This window comes from Caryophanon tenue, assembly GCF_001700315.1.
Classification (GTDB): Bacteria; Bacillota; Bacilli; order Bacillales_A; family Planococcaceae; genus Caryophanon; species Caryophanon tenue.
In genome coordinates this window covers 67,906-87,482 of sequence record NZ_MASJ01000001.1, presented here as the reverse complement: position 1 = coordinate 87,482, position 19,577 = coordinate 67,906, and the positions used below count along the sequence as shown (strand labels likewise).

The following is a 19,577-nucleotide window of genomic DNA, read 5'->3' as shown; positions in this document are numbered from 1 at the left end:
ACTGTTTATTGCTTTGTTAATTGCTCTCGCAAATGATATTTCAATACTTTTCCAGATGCATTGCGTGGTAAGATAGCCACTTCAATCATATGGCGCGGAACTTTATACCCAGCTAAATGCTCTCGACAAAATGCTTGAATCTCTTCTAACGTTAATGTAGCGCCCTCTTTTAACACGACAATTGCCGTCACGACCTCGCCCCACTGCGTATCTGGTAAGCCAACAATCGCCACTTCAACAACATCAGGGTGCGCATCTAACACTTGTTCGACTTCAACCGAATAAATATTTTCACCACCAGAAATAATCATGTCCTTTTTGCGGTCTACAAGTGTTATATAACCTTCTTCATCGATTGTTGCTAAATCTCCGGTAAGCAGCCAACCATTTCGAAACGCTTTTTGTGTTTCTTCGGGCTTTTTATAGTATTCCTTCATAATCGAGCTACTCCGTAAAATAAACTCCCCGACTTCTCCCGGTGCCACATCTGTGAAGTCATCGCGTACAACACGAGCATTTAAAAACGGCATTGCTTTTCCTGCTGCACCGATTTTTGTCGCATGTTCTTCCGGTAAAAGTAATACGCCACCTGGGCCCGCTTCCGTTAAACCACAGCAATTATAAAATTGGTCAGTGCCAAAATAATCAATTGATGCTTCAATTAACGACGGAGACATCGGTGCTGCCCCGTAATTACACGCACGGATACTCGATAAGTTAAACATGCCCTTTGGTACTTGTAAAATGGCGTTATACATTGCAGGCACAGCAAAAAACATCGTCACTTTATGCTGCTGCACGGCCTTTTGTGCTTCTACTGGATGGAAATCGCGCTGTACGACTAATGTCGCACCGGCAAACAATGTCGTTGTTACAATCATGTTTAAACCAGCGGAGTGAAACGCTGGTGCAATTAATAAATACACATCGTCGCGCTGTAACTTCGTCATATACGTTACCGACATATTGACAGCAATAATATTGCTATGGGTAAACAATGCTCCTTTTGGCTTCCCTGTTGTGCCGGATGTGTACAAAATTTGGGCATCATCTGTTGGCAATAATGCTATATTTGGCTCGTTGACATCATCTGAACGATAACTTTGCCAATTTACAACATGCGGTGCGTCCTCTCCGACAACAGCAATTTCTAAATCATGTTCAACAAGTTGGACTGCTTGTCTTGCTGTTTCGATGAGTTCGGCATCACTCAATACAAGAATCGAATCAGACTGCTCCAAAATATACGCTAGCTCCGGTGCAGTTAGGCGGAAGTTAATGGGCACAACAACTGCACCAATGCGCCACAATGCGTATGCGGCAATGACGAATTGGTCTGAGTTTTTTAAATATAAACTGACTTTGTCTCCCTTTTTAATGCCTTTCATGTGAAGTCCATGACTAAAGCGATTAATTTCTTTATTCAATTGTTCATACGTATACGTGTTTTCTTCATAAATAAGTGCAATATGATTCGGTGTACTAGAGGCATGATATAAGATTGCTTTTGCTAAATCCAAAAAATCTCCCCCTTACAGAAAATGACGTATTTCAATTACAATTATGTCATAAGAGAGAATATTTTGACAGTTTTATTTTAAAACGTTTTCACACATATAAGAAACGAGATTGAGAAAAAAATAACTGAGGTTGGGAGAAAACTCTATTTATAGTGACAATGCGTTGATCGAGATGATACACATTTACAGGTGCGTCCGCTATGTAGCGTAGCACCAAAAACACAAAAATATCCTTCAGCCGTTGTAATGGCTGAAGGATATTTCTTTTTATGTCATTCTCTGTGCATCTTTATGCGTTAATCTTTTTAAATTCTTGTTGGCGTAATTCTACACGACGAATTTTACCTGATGTCGTTTTCGGTAAATCATCAATAAATTCCACAGCGCGTGGATATTTGTATGGTGCCGTCACATCTTTTACATGTTCTTGCAGTTCTTTTACAAGCGTGTCGCTCGCCTGTTCAGGATCACGTAAAACGATAAACGCTTTTACAATATGACCACGAATTTCATCAGGGCTTGCAACGACTGCACATTCTTTTACCGCTGGATGCTTCGTTAATGCATCCTCTACTTCGAACGGTCCAATTGTATAGCCTGATGAAATAATAATGTCATCCCCACGACCTTCAAACCAGAAATAACCGTCTTCATCTTTCGTTGCACGGTCCCCTGTAATGTACCACTCGCCACGGAACTGCATGCTCGTACGCTCTGGGTCTTTTAAGTAACCTTTATATAATGCCGGTGTTGAAACATGTACAGCAATATCCCCAACTTCACCTGGTGCTACTGGCTCGCCATCTTCGTTAATGACTTCTACATAATTTCCTGGTGTCGGTTTCCCCATTGACCCTGGTCGTGGCTCCATACCAACCATCGTTCCAACAAGCAATGTATTTTCGGTTTGACCGTAACCGTCACGAACTTGTAAATTAAAGTGCTTTAAGAACACTTCAATGACTTCACGATTTAACGGCTCACCCGCTGAAACCGCTTGGCGTAACTCTGTTAAATGATACGTCTCTAAATCTTCTACTTTCGCCATTAAACGATACTCTGTTGGCGTACAGCAAAGGACATTGACATTGTAATCTTGTAAGATTTGTAAGAACTCACTCGCATCGAAGCGCCCTTTATGTACAAATGCTGTCGCACCGCTACCTAATGTCGCTAAGAAGGGACTCCAAATCCACTTTTGCCAACCTGGTGCTGCTGTTGCCCATACAACATCCGCTTCTTGAATGCCTAACCATTGTGGTGCTGCTGTACGTAAATGCGCATAACCCCAAGCATGTGGATGTACTGCTGCTTTTGGATTCCCTGTCGTTCCACTTGTATAAGCAATAAACGCTGTATCTGAACTATTCGTTTGGACGTTCTCAAATGTTGATGACTTCCCTTCAACACGATTACGTAATGGTTGCCATGGCGCATGTGCTTCCCCAATCACATACTGCTTTAAGCCACCAATATGCTCTGCGTGGTCAAATTCTGAAATATACGCTTCATCTGCAATCACTGCCTTTGCATCTGCATGGACGATACGATAATCAATATCTTTTGCACGTAACATTTCCGAGCTCGGAATAATTGCTAAGCCTGCTTTTAATGCGGCAATATATACAACATATGCTTCGACAGAACGCGGTACCATGATTAAAGCTACATCCCCTTTTTGTAGCCCATCCTCTTGTAACACTTGCGCCACTTTGTTCGCGCGCTCAATTAAAGCTTCATACGAAATACGTTCAATTTGGCCATCCTCATGATGAACAATTAGTGCATCATATGATACATTCGCATAACGTTCAATTTCCTCTACAATATTGTAAATTGGCGGTGCTATAAGCTCATTTCGATCCATCGTCAATTCCCCCTTTGTGTCGGTTACACCCCTTATGTGTACCTACAGCATATTATACAGGCATTTTTTTGTTTTTTCAAAAAAATATCCACACATTTTAATAGTTAGTAACAATTTCACATTTACGCGTATATTTTTTACCTTATATCAATAATTTAGTCGTTTTACGCAACTTTCTTTACAAACGAGCGGTAAAATAAATTAGTACCAACTACTAATTAAAATGTAAATAAAAAGCACCTCCAAAATAAACATATTATTTGGAGACGCTTCCTACGAAACGCTATTTAGCTATGCGGCTTACAATAACGCTGCAAATTTATCTTCTTTGACAACCTTTTTCGGGAATGAATGTGTTTCACGGTTACGTACTGCTTTTTCGATTAACTCATCAAACTCTGTAAAGCTCTCATAGTACTCTACCTTTTCAAGCTTCGGTTTTGTTTTTGGATTTGCTGGTGTGAAAATTGTACAGCAATCTTCATACGGTAAAATTGACGTTTCATATGTGCCGATTTTTTTCGCAATATCAATAATTTCTAATTTATCGTAGCTTAATAACGGACGTAATACAGGTGTTGATGTCACATCATTAATGGCTGTTAAACTTTGTAATGTTTGTGATGCTACTTGTCCTAAACTCTCGCCTGTTACAATTCCTAGCGCATCAATTTCTTTACGCACTTCGTCTGCAATTTTTAACATCATACGACGTGTTGTTGTCATTGAAATATTTTCTGGCACACGGTCTTTAATTAATGTTTGAATTTCTGTAAACGGAATGATGTGTAAACGAATACGCGCACCAAACTGCGTACAAAGGTCTGTTAAGTCTTTTACTTTTTCAAGTGAATTTTGGCTTGTGTACGGTGGGCTAAAGAAATGAATCGCTTCAATACGCACACCGCGCTTCATCATTAAATATGCTGCAACTGGGCTATCGATGCCGCCTGACAGCATTAATAATGACTTACCGTTCGAACCAACTGGCATACCACCTGCACCTTGAATAATGCCCGCCATAATATACGCCGCATCTTCACGAATTTCAACGCGTAATGGTACTTCTGGATTTTTCACATCTACCGATAAGTTTTGGAAGTTCGATAATAAGTAGCCACCTAGGTCACGTTGAATTTCATGTGTGTCCATTGGGAACGTTTTATCTGAACGCTTTACTTCTACTTTAAATGTAATGTCGCCGTATTGTGCCATAATGTTATGGGCAACTGCTTTAATAGCTTGCATATCCTTTTCCGCTGACGCCACAAGTGAGAACGACTGAATGCCGAAAATTTTCGGTAAGCGCGTTACTAATTCATGTTGACGCTCTGGTGTTTCCGTTTCAATAAACATACGGTCACGCTCTGTACGGATTTTCAGTGGTGCTAAATCCGAAAAGCTATAGCGAATATTTTCACGTAAACGGGCGATAAAGTCTTTTTTGTTACGGCCTTTTGTTGATAATTCACCGTAGCGAATTAAAATTTCTTTGTACATCATTGGTTCTTTATTCTCCTTTTAATTGGCGTACGATTTTACCAAATACGCCTTTGAATTGCTGTATGTCTGAAGATGTTGTATTCGCACCAAAACTAATACGAATCACTCCATCCTTATACGCTTGTGGTACTTTTAATGCCTCAATAACATGGCTTGTTTTTGTCTGCTTTGACGAACAAGCACTTGATGTTGACACGATAATGCCTTCTTTTTGAAGAGCATTAATTAAAATTTCACCTTTTAAACCTTTTACACCGACAGAAACAATATGCGGTGCTCCTTGTGGTGTAGAAATAACTTTTACATAATCGCCTAATGACGCAAAAAATGCAAATAAATCAGCTTTCCATTCTGCATATTGCGCTGCTTTTTGTGGCATTGCTTCAATCGCCATACGTGCTGCTTTTGCAAAGGCAACCGCATTTGGCACAGCAACCGTACCACTACGTAGACCAAATTCTTGACCGCCGCCAACAATAAGTGGCTCAATTTGAATATTTTTTTTCATCGCTAAAATACCTGAGCCTTTTAACGCATGAATTTTATGTCCAGACACCGACAGCATATCTGGTCCATCCGCTAACGAAATCGGTAACTTACCAAAGCTTTGAATCGCATCGACATGGAAAACAGCACGACTATTCGCATGAATGATTTGTGCCGCTTCACGAATTGGCATAATAGCGCCCATTTCGTTATTCACATGCATCATGCTGACAAGCACGGTATCTTTTCGCAACGTTTGACGCAACTCTTCTAATGAAATAACGCCTGTTTCATCTACTGTTAAATAGTCGACTTCATAGCCTTCTTGCTCTAAACGCTTTGCCGCTTCTAAAATACATGGATGCTCGACAGATGTTGTAATAATATGTTTTCCTTTATGCGCGCTCGCTTTTGCGACACCATAAAAGGCAAAATTATTGGATTCCGTACCGCCAGATGTGAAGATGACTTGCTCGGCGGTTGTTTGCACAAGCTCGGCAATTTGCGTACGCGCGCGCATTAACAACGCATTCGCATCTACACCCATTTCATGCAGTGACGCTGGGTTGCCAAAAAACTGTTTATTCACTTGAACAAATGACGTTAAAACGTCATCGTGTACTTGTGTTGTTGCACTATTATCTAAATAAATCATGTGACGCCTTCCTTTAAATGGTCTTTCACGTTTACGTGATAACATCGGAAAAGGACTTGTCCAAAATGCATGAGGGACAAGTCCTTTCGACTGTTCGAAAATCAACTAAAATCAACTGTGTGATTTTATGCTTTTCCTATTATATACGACTACGCGCAAAAAAAACATGTTTGTGCTTAAAGTTTCGCAATTTTTTGCAAGTCCTCTTGTGCAGCACGTTCAATAATTTCAAATGCTTTCGGGTCAATTTCTGACACCGCAAGTCCTGCCTGCTCTAACGCCTTTGAATAACGCAATTCAGCAAACGCTTTTTCGGCATGCTTGAAGCGTTGGTTTACCGCTGGGTTGCTTGCACGGTAGCGATTGCCGTAGCGTACCGTATGTTCAAATAACACCACGTTCTCCAACATTTCCTTCGCTTTTTGCTCCGTTTCACGCAGCAGCTTATCAGCTAATTTCAAGCTAGATTCGATATTATGAATATGCAGTGGCACTTCATCTAAATGCTTCGCTACAATAAATAGCTGCTCATCCACTTCTGATACACGACTACGCATCTCATCCGGAATACCTGGAATATTCGCCTTATGTAGCTTACGTTCAAGCACATGTAATTCCTTGCGTAGCTGTTCTAGTTCTTCACGAGCTTGCGTTTCGTCTAAGCGTAATTTCTTTAAACTCTCAGCAAATTGCTGTTGCTGCTGAATCGTTGTTTCTAACTCCGCCGTAATCGCTTTTAACTCTTCTTCTAAACTCGAAAACGCAGCTTGTTCATTTGTATACAGCTCCAACACAACATCATAACGGCGTTGTAAGTTTTCTAAGTCCTTAGCGTTTTGCTTCGGAATATCGGCTTCATCTTCACTTAGGCGATATGATTGTTGTACAAAAATCGCTTCTGTAATTAAATCTTTTGATTCAATTAAATGATGTAGCATCTTCTCTTTTAAACTAAACGCATGTTGTTCAACAAAGCGACGTGCCACAACTTCTCGCTCAAGCTGGTCATAACAAACGTCCAATTCTTCATTGATAAGTTGTAAGCTCGGGCGCACTTTTTCAAGCTCTAACTGTTGAACATCAACGACAATTTGTTGTAAGTGCATTTCTAATTCATCTAAAAACGCCATCATTTCAAGGTGCGCTAAATAATAACCCGTCTGTTCCATCTCTCGGTGTCCGCTACGTAGCTCATGAATAATACCCGGAATTTTCGTATGTACTTCCGTTAATAAATTCGGAATATCCGTAATCATGTCATGAAGTAACTTCGCTTCATCGACTAAACTTTCCACCATTTCACGCGCTTTTAAATAGTTCCCTTCAATCGTTAAGGCATCATACTCTTCAAAGCTTGGCGCAAAAATTTCTAGACGTTGCTCTAATGCTGGTAGCGCTGGACCATACGCATGCTGATGTGCTAATAATGTTTTTCGAGCTGTACGATACTGTTCTTTTAACTGTTCAATTTCAATACGGCTTTTTGCATCGCTGCCGATTAAATGGTCAAGCTCCGCTAAAATTTTATTCATATCATTATTACACTGCTCAATATAATCTTCAATTTCTTGCTCAATGCCACGCGCCTTTGAAAAGCGCATTTTGTCGATTGCCTCCTCAGCTTCCAATAACAATGTATCAATTGCTGGAATGTGAACGTCTACCATCTCCGTCCACTCTGCTCGCCAACGTTCAAATAATTCTTCTGCTTGGCCATGCATATTTAAATCTTTTACTTTTGCTAACTCTTCTGAAATTGGTCGCTGTTGTATTTCTTCTTTTTTCTGTATAAGTCGCTCTAGTTCTTTTTTGCGCTTTCGTCGTATACTAAGACTGATAAGTGCAACAATTAAAATAAGAGCGAGTATGAGGATGGCAATTTCCATCATAACCCTCCTGTCTCGGAATCCCTTTAAACCATATTACTACTTATTTTAGCATGTTTTCCATTGCATATCATCGAAAACTAACAACCTTTTTTGGGAGGAAATTTGACATGAAACAAGATGCCCATATTCACACACCATTTTGCCCACACGGTTCAACCGATTCATTTGAACAATATATCGACAAAGCGATTGCACATGGCTTTACCGATATTTCATTTACCGAGCATGCCCCGCTACCTGAAGGCTTTATCGACCCGACACCGGACAAAGATTCAGGTATGCTTCTTACACAATTAGAACCGTATCTACATACCGTGACACAGCTAAAGAAACAATACGCACAGCAAATTAATATTTCTGTCGGCCTTGAAGTAGATTATATTATCGGCTACGAGCAACAAACAACGCAATTTCTGCAAACATATGGTGCTGCGTTGGATGATAGTATTTTGTCGGTGCATTTTTTGCGACACGCTCATCATTATACATGCATTGACTTTTCTGCTGAAGAATTTATGCGTTTTAGCAAACAAATTGGTAGTGTTCAAGGCGTTTACGATTTATACTATGAAACATTACAACAATCGATTCTCGCAGATTTAGGTGCATATAAGCCGAAGCGCATCGGACACCCTACACTCGTACACAAATTTCAGCATGCGCATGGGGAGCACATTGATGACGATGCATCTATCGTTCAAACATTACAGTTAATGGCGCAACACGGCTATGCATTAGATGTTAACAGTGCTGGACTTGCGAAGCAACATTGCTTAGAGCAGTATCCACCAAAGCGCTATGTGGAACTGGCGAAAACGCTACATATCCCGCTTGTGTTCGGCTCAGATGCGCATACAGCGGCCGATTTACATCAATTTTATGAGGACGTTTGGCAATAAGAAAGAAGGAATGGATTTATGTTTACAAAAACAGCTTATTCAGGTTCATTAATCGAACAATATACAACGGTGACAAAACAGCTTGATGCATTATGTACAGGTGAAACGAATGTCATTGCAAATTTAAGTAATGCTGCAGCCTTATTAAATACTTTCTTAGAAGATATTAACTGGGTTGGCTTTTATTTAATGGAAGAAGGTGAACTTGTTCTCGGCCCATTCCAAGGTTTACCAGCATGTGTACGCATCCCTGTAGGTCGCGGTGTATGTGGAACAGCAGTTGCACAAAAAGCGACACAACTTGTCGAAGATGTTCACGCGTTCCCAGGTCATATCGCCTGTGATGGTGCAACAAACTCAGAAATTGTGATTCCTCTAATTAAAGATGGCGAAGTTATTGGTGTGTTAGACATTGATAGCCCACTAAAAGCTCGCTTTACAACTGAAGACCAACAAGGCTTAGAGCATTTCACAGCAACATTACTGAAACATATTTAATAGTTGACGAGCATCTATTATTTTTGATACAATAGCGTTTGTGTAAAATGAACTGCAGTAGTTATATAAACTCCATTTGTATTTTATTCCTCTAGCTTGCTAGAAGGTGTATCAGTAACCCTCGAGACTGCAAGGGCGAACATATGTGAAAATAAAATGCGGTAGAGACACGGGTATAACTGGTTATTTGTTTTTCACAAAATAAACCAAATTTAAAGGAGGAGACACAATTATGTCTCGTTATACAGGTCCATCTTGGAAAGTTTCTCGTCGCTTAGGTATTTCTTTAAGCGGTACAGGTAAAGAATTAGAAAAACGCCCTTATGCTCCAGGTCAACACGGCCCGAACGCTCGCGGTAAAAAATCAGAGTACGCTTTACAGTTAACTGAAAAGCAAAAATTACGTCATATGTATGGTATGACTGAACGTCAATTCAAAAACGTTTACCTTAAAGCTGGTAAAATCCGTCAAGGTCTACAAGGTGAGAACTTCATGATCTTACTTGAAACTCGTTTAGACAACTTAGTTTACCGTTTAGGTTTAGCTCGTACTCGTCGTGCAGCTCGCCAATTAGTAAACCACGGTCACATCTTAGTAGATGGCAAACGCGTTGACATCCCATCATTCTCTGTAAAACCAGGTCAAACGATCTCTTTACGTGAGAAATCAGCTAACTTAACAGCAGTTGCTGAAGCTATCGAAGCTAACAACTTCGTACCAGAATATTTATCATTCGATGCTGACTCTAAAGTAGGTACTTTTGTACGTTTACCAGAGCGCTCTGAATTATCAGCTGAAATCAACGAACAATTAATCGTAGAGTACTACTCTCGTTAATCTCGTTGCATATCGCAACAAAACCCTCTTCGCACATTTTGTGCAAGGAGGGTTTTGTTCTGTTCATCAAACATACAATTACGCTTTAGGTATTAACACTTAATTATAAAAAGCCACTCATTTTAAAAAAGTGTAAAACTTCTCTTTTTTTCACCTTTCTTCTCAAAATTATGTAACACTTTCCAAAAACAATCTATTTCACTTACAAAACATAAAGTAAAAAGACCTATATTTTACGATATTTTAATATTTAAAATCATTCTAAACTAGACAATTCGTTGCATTTTTCTTATACACTCTTTATACTGATAATATAAATTTATAATCAAAGGAAGAAGTTATGCATGAACGAATACATGACAACCGTTTTTGATAAACAAATGCATTTGTACCTTGTCCATAACACTCACACTCACCTAGACGAACATATTTCAAGCTGTCAGCATTATTTTTCATTACTACGTAAGAGTGAGCAGCAACATTTACACGCCTACGCATTGATAAATGATTTATGGCACTTTTATTATTATGATGATGAGCAGTTATTTTTTGAACCAAATAATACAATGTACTACGCAATACGTGCAGCCATTTTACACTTATTCACAACCAGTGACACCATTTTAAAAATAAAAACGTGGGTGCAACATTCTATTGAATTTTCATTAATCGCAGCGATTGATTTAGTCAATGTGTATGCAGATTTGTATACGACGCGTATTTTGCCTGCTATTCAGCAGACAAAATATGCAACATTAATTCAGCAATTCCGTGGCATTGATACGAAAATTTTATTTAGCGAGCGATTTAAAATTTATATCGAGCATCCACGAGAATTTACGGAAATGCAAGCTTACATTGTTAAATTATTAACAAAAAATACGATACTACATGAAAAGCATGTACAACAGACATTTACGAAGTACGCAGAACGTATGAAAAAAATGTATGTCGTCAAAGAAGAGATTTTTTCGTAGGAGGTAAGCTTTGTGCAACCGAAATTAAGCCAAGGAATACTTTATTTAATGCAGCAAGGAAAATACGAGGAGGCGCATCTACACGCAACCTTCTTAATTGAAGAAGCAAAGAGGAAGCAAAATATTGAGCTTGAATTTGCAGCACGTGTGCAACGTATGCGTTTAGCATTCCAGCAGCATGATATTGAATGTGCGGCGCATGACTTAACGGTATGTGAACAACTGCTACATGTTAGCAATACGGTCGAGCCATATAAAGCAATGTTCCACTGCGCTTCCGCTGTTTTGCATACGCTGACAAATAATAAAGCACTCGCCATGACACACTTTGAAATGGCAATCTCCCTTGGCTATGAACATGAAGATTGGCAAATTGTGTCGATTGCTTATGCCCGCCTTAGTATGTTGACCTTTACTACACACGGCTTCGATAAAGCATTCCCATATGCCAAAACAGCACTACTTTTCGCTAAAATGACACCTTCACCTCTATGCGAACTTTATGCGATACGCGCTCGTATCGCGATGCTGTATTTATTATTACACGGACAACATTTAGAACAGGCATCTCGTTTATATACAACATTACAAAAGACTTTACAACCGACTGATTTACATTATGAGACGCTTCATGTTGAAATTATTTGGCTCCATCATGCCTTTAATGAAAAACGCTATCATGATGTATTAAAAGTGAGTGATACATTATTACAAGCCGCGCTTCTGCATAAACATTCTGATTTATCACTTACACTTTTTGATATTCTTATCGCAACGTATGAGCAGCTAAATGACCCTGTGCTTATCGATGTGTATACAGTACAGCGTGAAAGTATTGTGCAACATTTATACGCACAAGCACATATCGAACCTGTACAACAGCTTTACCCAATGCCAGCACCATCAAATAAAGAATTTCAAGAAGTCGCGCAAAAGCATTTACATGCGCAAACAGAAGGGGCGTTATTGCTTGTTTCTATCTATAGTAATGACATCTTATCTACAGAGCAGCTCCAAAACGTAAAACAAACATTGCATGAACAATTTGAACAGCTACCATTTCGTGTAACAAATTGTATACAGTTTGAGCAACAAAAGCTCCTCTATTTAGCGAGTGCACCATTTAAAGATGCTGCCATCCCGCTACAGAACGCGATTGATGCAACATTGTCTGCCCATGATTTGCCTATTACTATTTTATTTGGTTATACGCATAATCAAGAGCATCAATCTTATACATTCCATGAATGTTTAGCACTTTGCCATGCATACTTGTATTACAATCAGTGGGCACTCGAAGCATATCCAACAAATGCACTCACATAAAATAGGACTTAGAACAAAATAAAGTGTTAGGAGAAATGATGAAATTTCTCCTAACACTTTTCTGTTTTTCGTGCTACTCCACATCGCGGACGCACTAATTAACTATTCACTTAATGACTTAAAATCATTTCATGCATAGCCATTCTATATTTGCAATCTAACAAAGCTTATAGACTTTCTAAAAGAGCTTGATCTGTAAACTGCACCATATGGTATTTCTTTTTACCACGACGTACGATTGAGAAAGCGTCGTCTAAACGGTCTTTTGCATCTACTGTGTACGCTACGTCTTGTACTTTTTCACCGTTAATTGAAATTGCACCATTCGTTACATCTTCACGTGCTTGGCGTTTTGATGGTGAGATGCCCGCTTCTACTAATAATTCCACGATGTTGATGTCTGCTTTTGCTACTTCAACAGATGGTACACCAGCAAAGGCTACTTTCATTTCTTCTACTGATAATGCTTTTAAATCACCAGAGAATAATGCTGCTGTAATGCGCTCTGCTGTTTCTAAACCTTCTTCGCCGTGAATTAGTTTCGTCATTTCAGCCGCTAATGTTTTTTGAGCTTTACGTAGATGCGCTTCTTCTTGCACACTTACTTCTAGCGCTTCAATTTCTTCACGCGTTAAGAATGTGAAGATTTTTAAATATTTCACTACGTCTGCATCCGCTGTGTTTACCCAGAATTGGTAGAATTCGTACGGAGATGTTTTCGCTGCATCTAACCATACCGCACCACCTGCTGTTTTACCAAATTTCGTGCCGTCTGCTTTTGTTACAAGTGGAATGGTAATGCCGAATGCTTTCGCTGTTTCATCATGCGTTTTGCGAATCATCTCAAGACCTGTTGTAATGTTCCCCCACTGGTCTGAGCCACCTACTTGAATACGTACGTTATGGTTGTCGTATAAGTGATTAAAGTCCATCCCTTGAATTAATGTGTACGCAAATTCTGTGAATGAAATACCAGAATCTAAACGTGATGCTACTGTATCTTTATTTAAAATGTAGTTCACGTTAATTAGCTTCCCGTAATCACGTAGGAAATCAATTAACGTTAACGGACCTACCCAATCATTGTTATTGACTAATACGGCTGCATTGTCTGCACCTGATGAGAAATCAAATAAACGCTCCATTTGACGCTTTAATCCGCGTACGTTTGCTTCTACTTGTTCCATCGTTTGTAATTGACGCTCTTCTGAACGACCAGATGGATCCCCAACTGTACCTGTTGCCCCACCTACTAATAAAATGGGTGTGTGCCCAGCTTGTTGGAAACGGCGTAATGTTAATAATGGTACGATGTGACCGATATGCATTGAATCTGCTGTTGGGTCAACACCTACATATAATGACACCTTTTGTTCATTTAATAATTTTTCCATACCTTCTGCGTCTGTTTGTTGGTATAAAAGACCGCGCCAGTTTAAATCTTGTAATAATTCGTTCATGTGTATGCCTCCAAATTGTGATTTCCGTGTAAAAGCAAAAAACGCCCCTACACGTTTTGTACGTGCAGGGACGTTAACAAATCATTTGTAAACGCGGTACCACCCGGCTTGCATTAAGTTAGGAAACTTAATACCACTTTGAAGCGTCTATATCGCGACGAACCGTCTTAGCTCCGGAAACGTAATTCATATTTTCTCTATGGCTATCTTTCACCAACCGATAGCTCTCTAAACAGGGAGACAAAATACTACTGCAAAACCATCACAGCTAACATATATCTACACATTATTGTAATTGAAAATAGTTCGATGTCAATATGTATATTTTTCAGTAGATAAGATATGTTATAATAGACGGTGATTTTAGGAGGGATTAAACACAGCGATGTTAAAAAAAATAAATGATTTTTTAGACCGCGTAGCTGCACATAAGCTAGTACCGAAACTCCGTATTACCGGGAATGTTTTATGGAACCTAGCATTATTTTTCCTTGTCTTAACATTAGTTGGAGGCGTATTCGTTGCTTCTGTCGGCGCAGGCTATTTTGCAGCCCTTGTCCGCGAAGAACCTTTACGTGCTAGTGATGAGATGCGAGAAGAAATTTTCAGTTACGAAGAAACAAGTGAGATTTACTTCGCAGACGATATTTATATCGGGAAAGTCCGCACAGATTTAGAACGTCGTGAAACGTCATTAACAAGCGTTTCAACAAACGTTGTAAATGCGGTACTTGCGACGGAGGATGAGCATTTCCGTGAACATAATGGAATTGTACCAAAAGCGGTACTACGTGGCTTAGTACAAGATGTAACGAACTCATCTTCACAAACAGGTGGTTCGACATTAACACAGCAGCTTATCAAAAACCAAATTTTAACAAACGAAGTTTCATATGAGCGAAAAGCAAAAGAAATTTTACTAGCGATGCGTTTAGAGCATTTTATGACAAAGGAAGAAATTTTAGAGGCATATTTAAATATTATTCCGTATGGGCGTAATGCTGATGGACGAAATATCGCTGGTGTCGCAACAGCGGCTGAAGGGATTTTCGGTACAACGCCTGACAAGCTAAATTTAGCACAATCTGCGTATATCGCCGGAATTCCACAAGCACCATTTAAATACACACCGTTCACATCACGTGGTGAATTAAAAGGCGCTGAAGGATTACAGCCAGGGATTGACCGTATGAAAACGGTACTATTCCGTATGAAAGAAGAAGGTTTCATTACAGAAGCTGAGTATAATGAAGCAGCAGCATACGATATTGTCGCTGACTTCCGTACAAAACAAGCTTCTGCAACCGATTTATACCCATACATCACATACGAGGTTGAGCGTCGTACAACAGATATTTTAATGGAAATGCTCGCTGAAAAAGATGGTGTTACAAAAGAACAATTAACACAAAATGAACAATTATATGAAAAGTATCAAATTTTAGCTGACCGTGATATGCGTTCAAGTGGCTATCGTATTTATACAACGATTGATAAAACAATGTATGATGCGATGAATAAAGCAGCAGCTGAATTTGAATTATATGGTCAAACATTAACATCAACAGCTACAGACCCTGAAACAGGCGAAACAATTGAAATAAAAGAGCCTGTACAAGTAAGTTCTGTGCTGATGGATAGTAAAACAGGGCGCATTATTTCATTCGTTGGTGGACGTGACTTTGAAATCACTGAATTCAACTATGCAACACAAGGTGTCCGTTCACTAGGTTCTACTGTAAAACCATTATTAGTATATGCACCTGCGTTAGAATATGGCTTCATTGGTGCAGGTAGCCCAGTAGTCGATGTACGTTTAGGACGCGGTGATTGGGACCCGAAAAACTTTATCCCAACGCAAGAATTAGGATTAATTCCAGCACGTAAAGCATTAGCATCATCTCAAAACTTAGCGGCGATTCGTTTATTCGCCATGCAGCTACAAGAATATACGCCAGGTGAATTTTTACAAAAAATGAACCCTGAACGTATCACGATGGATCACGTAAGCAATCCGTCAGCTGCGTTAGGTGCAGGTGTTGAAACAACTGTAGCTGAAAATACCGCTTCATTTGCAGCATTTGCAAACGAAGGAACGTATAATGAAGGCTATATGATTGCAAAAATTGAAGATTTAGATGGCAATTTAATTTACGAACATGAATTAAATCCAACGCCGGTATTTTCACCTGAAACAGCGTATATTATTTCAGATATGTTAAAAGATACGTTTAAACAAGGTGGTACAACGAACCGTGCTGCTAACTTATTAAAATTCAACCCGACAAATATGTCTGCGAAAACGGGTACTTCTCAGTTCTTCCATGACGTATGGGTAATGGCGTACAATCCAAACATTACATTAAGTGCATGGATGGGTTACGGTAAGCCAAAACCGTTAGACACAATGTCAAACACATATGGGCAACCGAGCACACGTATTAACACATTATGGGCAACATTAATGAATACCGTATACGCAACGGACCCTGAATTAGTAAATCCAAATACAAAAATGGAACGCCCTGAAAATGTCGTATCTAAAACATTCTGTGGTATTTCAGGACGCGCATTATCAAATGCATGTTCAGCAGCTGGATTTGCTGAAACAGATTTATTTAATGCAAAAGTATTTGTTCCTATAAAAGCAGATGATAGTATAACAGCATCAAGCGCTGTAACAATCCGTGGTCAAAAATATCAACCACTTAATGGTACACCTTCTGCCTTTATTACGAGCGGTGGCGTCGCCTTAAGCCCAAGCTTTGCAAAACGTATGCTTGGCACATATGGCGGTGACGCATCGAAACTAATCTCTGGTGCTTCTTATGGCGGCGGTGCTGTGAGCAGTATGGGCGATGACGGTGCTGCACCCAGTGCACCCAGTGCGGCCGTAAGTGGTTCAACCTTGTCATGGTCAGCTTCTTCATCTAGAGATGTCGTTGGATATTATATATATCGTCAAGGTGGCGGACGCATTGCGACAGTTGCCGAAAGTAGCTCACGTGCGCGTACAATTAACTATGGCTCTTATTACGTAACAGCTGTTGATATTGCAGGCCGTGAATCAGGTGCTTCAAATGTTGTATCATACAGCGCACCTGTAGTTACAGAACCGGAACCAGAAGAACGTCCGACAGAAAGCAATACGAATAACAGTTCATCTGGTGGTAATTCTTTAGGCTCTGACTCTTCTTCAGGCAGTGGCGGCTCATCCTCTGGTAGTGCGACAGAGCAACCAAGTGAGCCAGAACCAGAACCGGAAGTAGAGGAACCCGCTGCAGAAGAACCGACACCTCCAGCAAGTGAAGGCGAATCAGAAAGCGGCGAATAAAAAATATGCTGTGCGAAACATCATGTTCGATTTTTCGCACAGCTTTTTTAATGCACGTAAAAAGGCTACCCGAGAAGATCGGATAGCCTTTTTTCACATCATTAATGCGTTGCTACTTTTTCAAGTGTATGCTTTGGCACATACACATATTCAAATGTATTAACATCTGATGAAATTTTATAATAGCTTGATGTTTCCTCTAAAATTAACACGAATTTCCCTTGTGCATTGCCGTTATACGTAAATGCCGGCCGTGTCATGCCTGAGAATTTATACGTTGTCACGGTAGACTCTTTGAAACGAGCTACTGGATAACGTTGGTCTTGACCATAGCCAAGCGTTTGCATCATCTCCATCATACGGTGGTAATGTCCTGCAATTTTTGAACCCCAATACGGGTCTGATGCATATTTTACGTTCATCCCGAAATCTTTATTACCGAACACAGAACCATTCGGGAACCAAGATGTTGGCGGTAAATATTTCTTCTCTAAATATTGAATAATTAACGTTTCAATATTATTGGCAACCGATGGATATGTGTCTGCTGGATTACCGTTATCTGTAACGTTTAAACCGAATAAATTATTATGCTGTAATGCGTGGTTACTCATACCATAAGCACTTTCATGTTGCGCCATTGATAAAATCGCTAACGCATTAATATTATACTTATTTTGTAAGCGTACAAGTGTTGTACCTAAGCCTTTAATTTTACTTTTTTGAACGGCTGAAGAACCACGCGTTTGTAAAATTTTATGGATATACGCATCAATTTGAGCAACTGTAAATTTCGTTTTTGAACGAACTGAAGCTACTTGATAATATGGATAGCTTGTACCAATCACTGTACCTGCTTGGTCTGTAAATGTCGCGCCGTCCACACTATAATATTTTATACCACGAATCATAAACGCAGGTGCTGCGCTAATTGTATATGAATCGTAGCCATTTTTTAATGGTGAATAAATATAATGCGCTAAATCACCGTTAACATTCGCATAGTAATTACGTGTAAAATACGCATTAAATGGCTTGAAAATCGCGTTATCATGTGAAATATAGCCTTCTTGACCCGCTACATTGACACGAATCGAGCGTTCTGTTGCATCCACATAAGCAATTTCAACATTTGTTGGTAAATATGTGCGCTCTTTCGTTAAGTTCGCATCACTGTAAACGCGTGTCAGTACATTGCCATTCGCTGCTTTCGTTTGAATAAAGCCACGCTTCATCGCAATTAATTTCCCATTGATTGCCACACCTTGGTTATTGCCTACACGTTGCTTCGCTTCGTTAAACGTTGCATATGCTGAGTGCGTACGCAGGACACCTGTATTGGCAATATTAACAACTTGATATTTTTTCACACCTGAAGTCGGAGGTGTCACAGCAGGTGGTTCTGGTGTCGGTTCTTCTGGTGTTGGTGTTTCAGGCTCTGGCTGTGGTGTCGGCTCTTGCGGCGTCACACTGCCAAGCGTAAACGGCTGTACGGAACCATTTGTCAATGCCGCTCCTGATGCCGCTAAAAAGCGATTTGTCGTAACGAGCGTATAGGTTTCCCCTTGCGTATAGCCATTAGGTGGTGCTGCAAGTGTTACCGTGTTCCCACTCACTGAAACAGCATGGTACTTATAGTCCGTTAGTTTTTGGCCATCCGCATCACCAATATAAATATGTGAGCGGTTAATGACTGTCGAGCGAACAGCCTCGTTAAATGTCACCGTCCATACGTTATTGTTCAGCGTCGCTATGTAGGCGTCTGTTGATAACTCCGGCTTCTCTGATGGTGCTGTCGGTGGTGTTGGCACTGTTGGCTTCTCTACTGGCACTTCTGGTTGCTCCGGTTGCTCTTGCTTTTCGCCAACCGTAAACGGTGTAGAAACAGCTACATTGAACGACTCACCTGTCGCTTTTGAGAAACGTTGTGTAATATTTAATGTATATGTTTCTCCTTGCTTATACCCTTCGATTGGGGCAAGCACTTGTACCGTACTACCTTGCACGGTTACGCGGCTAAATGTATAGCCTGCTAGCTTTTTCCCTTGCGCGTCTCCAATAAAAATGAATGAACGGTTAATGACATTTGACTTTACTGCTTCGTCAAACTGCAATGTCCAAACCCCTTGTTCATTCATTTTTGCACTATATGGTCCATTGGCTGATGTGAAAGACGGCATCGCTAACACAAACAATGCAACAATTAATACTGAACTTAATTTTTTTATCATATCCTACCTCCTAGCACTATCATAACAGCTTCATGTATAAAAAAAAATGCGATAGGAGATATAAAATTTCCTCCTATCGCCAATTCTGTCTACT

At 39.9% G+C, this 19,577-nt stretch carries 13 protein-coding genes; 6 read left to right on the top strand and 7 right to left on the bottom strand.

Annotation, left to right across the window (positions count from 1 at the left end):
• Window positions 1-5 precede the first annotated feature (5 nt).
• The 5 genes from A6M13_RS00360 to A6M13_RS00340 form a co-directional block, all read right to left on the bottom strand.
• A complete protein-coding gene (locus A6M13_RS00360; RefSeq protein WP_066542128.1) occupies window positions 6-1,520 on the bottom strand; it encodes a long-chain-fatty-acid--CoA ligase in 1,515 nt (504 codons plus the stop codon).
• A gap of 289 nt (window positions 1,521-1,809) precedes the next feature.
• The gene (mbcS, locus tag A6M13_RS00355; RefSeq protein WP_066542127.1) at window positions 1,810-3,387 is read right to left on the bottom strand and encodes an acyl-CoA synthetase MbcS; all 1,578 of its coding nucleotides are present in this window, start codon (window positions 3,385-3,387) and stop codon (window positions 1,810-1,812) included.
• Window positions 3,388-3,687: 300 nt separating this feature from the next.
• Complete coding sequence (gene thiI, locus A6M13_RS00350; protein WP_066542126.1) at window positions 3,688-4,890, bottom strand: tRNA uracil 4-sulfurtransferase ThiI; 1,203 nt, start codon at window positions 4,888-4,890, stop codon at window positions 3,688-3,690.
• A gap of 7 nt (window positions 4,891-4,897) precedes the next feature.
• Complete coding sequence (locus A6M13_RS00345; RefSeq protein WP_066542125.1) at window positions 4,898-6,031, bottom strand: cysteine desulfurase family protein; 1,134 nt, start codon at window positions 6,029-6,031, stop codon at window positions 4,898-4,900.
• Between the two features lie 176 nt (window positions 6,032-6,207).
• A complete protein-coding gene (locus A6M13_RS00340) occupies window positions 6,208-7,917 on the bottom strand; it encodes a septation ring formation regulator EzrA (protein ID WP_169817400.1) in 1,710 nt (569 codons plus the stop codon).
• A gap of 110 nt (window positions 7,918-8,027) precedes the next feature.
• Between A6M13_RS00340 and hisJ the strand changes: the two genes are divergently transcribed.
• The 5 genes from hisJ (at window position 8,028) to A6M13_RS00315 (ending at window position 12,458) form a co-directional block, all read left to right on the top strand.
• Window positions 8,028-8,819 (top strand): histidinol-phosphatase HisJ, encoded by a 792-nt coding sequence (hisJ, locus tag A6M13_RS00335; RefSeq protein ID WP_066542123.1) that lies wholly within the window; start codon window positions 8,028-8,030, stop codon window positions 8,817-8,819.
• Window positions 8,820-8,837: 18 nt separating this feature from the next.
• Window positions 8,838-9,317 (top strand): GAF domain-containing protein, encoded by a 480-nt coding sequence (locus A6M13_RS00330; RefSeq protein WP_066542122.1) that lies wholly within the window; start codon window positions 8,838-8,840, stop codon window positions 9,315-9,317.
• A 232-nt stretch (window positions 9,318-9,549) separates the two neighbouring features.
• Window positions 9,550-10,155: a 30S ribosomal protein S4 gene (gene rpsD, locus A6M13_RS00325; protein ID WP_066542121.1), complete on the top strand. Its 606-nt coding sequence runs from the start codon at window positions 9,550-9,552 to the stop codon at window positions 10,153-10,155.
• A 344-nt stretch (window positions 10,156-10,499) separates the two neighbouring features.
• On the top strand, window positions 10,500-11,132 hold the full coding sequence (locus A6M13_RS00320; protein WP_066542120.1) for a hypothetical protein: 633 nt from the start codon (window positions 10,500-10,502) through the stop codon (window positions 11,130-11,132).
• Window positions 11,133-11,144: 12 nt separating this feature from the next.
• The gene (locus A6M13_RS00315) at window positions 11,145-12,458 is read left to right on the top strand and encodes a hypothetical protein (protein WP_066542119.1); all 1,314 of its coding nucleotides are present in this window, start codon (window positions 11,145-11,147) and stop codon (window positions 12,456-12,458) included.
• Window positions 12,459-12,625: 167 nt separating this feature from the next.
• On the opposite strand, the gene tyrS is transcribed toward A6M13_RS00315, so the two are convergent.
• A complete protein-coding gene (gene tyrS, locus A6M13_RS00310; protein WP_066542118.1) occupies window positions 12,626-13,918 on the bottom strand; it encodes a tyrosine--tRNA ligase in 1,293 nt (430 codons plus the stop codon).
• Window positions 13,919-14,303: 385 nt separating this feature from the next.
• Here tyrS and A6M13_RS00305 point away from each other — a divergent pair, with 385 nt between their 5' ends.
• Complete coding sequence (locus A6M13_RS00305; RefSeq protein WP_066542117.1) at window positions 14,304-17,252, top strand: transglycosylase domain-containing protein; 2,949 nt, start codon at window positions 14,304-14,306, stop codon at window positions 17,250-17,252.
• A gap of 101 nt (window positions 17,253-17,353) precedes the next feature.
• Here A6M13_RS00305 and A6M13_RS00300 read toward each other — a convergent pair whose 3' ends face one another.
• The gene (locus A6M13_RS00300; protein ID WP_066542116.1) at window positions 17,354-19,483 is read right to left on the bottom strand and encodes a glucosaminidase domain-containing protein; all 2,130 of its coding nucleotides are present in this window, start codon (window positions 19,481-19,483) and stop codon (window positions 17,354-17,356) included.
• Between the last annotated feature and the right edge of the window lie 94 nt (window positions 19,484-19,577).

Excerpts from the sequence above, each read along its gene's own strand:
- A6M13_RS00330 (WP_066542122.1), top strand. The coding sequence starts at position 8,838 with ATGTTTACAAAAACAGCTTATTCAGGTTCATTAATCGAACAATATACA.
- A6M13_RS00320 (WP_066542120.1), top strand. The coding sequence starts at position 10,500 with ATGAACGAATACATGACAACCGTTTTTGATAAACAAATGCATTTGTAC.
- thiI (WP_066542126.1), bottom strand. The coding sequence starts at position 4,890 with ATGATGTACAAAGAAATTTTAATTCGCTACGGTGAATTATCAACAAAA.
- tyrS (WP_066542118.1), bottom strand. The coding sequence starts at position 13,918 with ATGAACGAATTATTACAAGATTTAAACTGGCGCGGTCTTTTATACCAA.
- hisJ (WP_066542123.1), top strand. The coding sequence starts at position 8,028 with ATGAAACAAGATGCCCATATTCACACACCATTTTGCCCACACGGTTCA.
- A6M13_RS00300 (WP_066542116.1), bottom strand. The coding sequence starts at position 19,483 with ATGATAAAAAAATTAAGTTCAGTATTAATTGTTGCATTGTTTGTGTTA.
- A6M13_RS00305 (WP_066542117.1), top strand. The coding sequence starts at position 14,304 with ATGTTAAAAAAAATAAATGATTTTTTAGACCGCGTAGCTGCACATAAG.
- A6M13_RS00345 (WP_066542125.1), bottom strand. The coding sequence starts at position 6,031 with ATGATTTATTTAGATAATAGTGCAACAACACAAGTACACGATGACGTT.
- mbcS (WP_066542127.1), bottom strand. The coding sequence starts at position 3,387 with ATGGATCGAAATGAGCTTATAGCACCGCCAATTTACAATATTGTAGAG.
- rpsD (WP_066542121.1), top strand. The coding sequence starts at position 9,550 with ATGTCTCGTTATACAGGTCCATCTTGGAAAGTTTCTCGTCGCTTAGGT.
- A6M13_RS00340 (WP_169817400.1), bottom strand. The coding sequence starts at position 7,917 with ATGGAAATTGCCATCCTCATACTCGCTCTTATTTTAATTGTTGCACTT.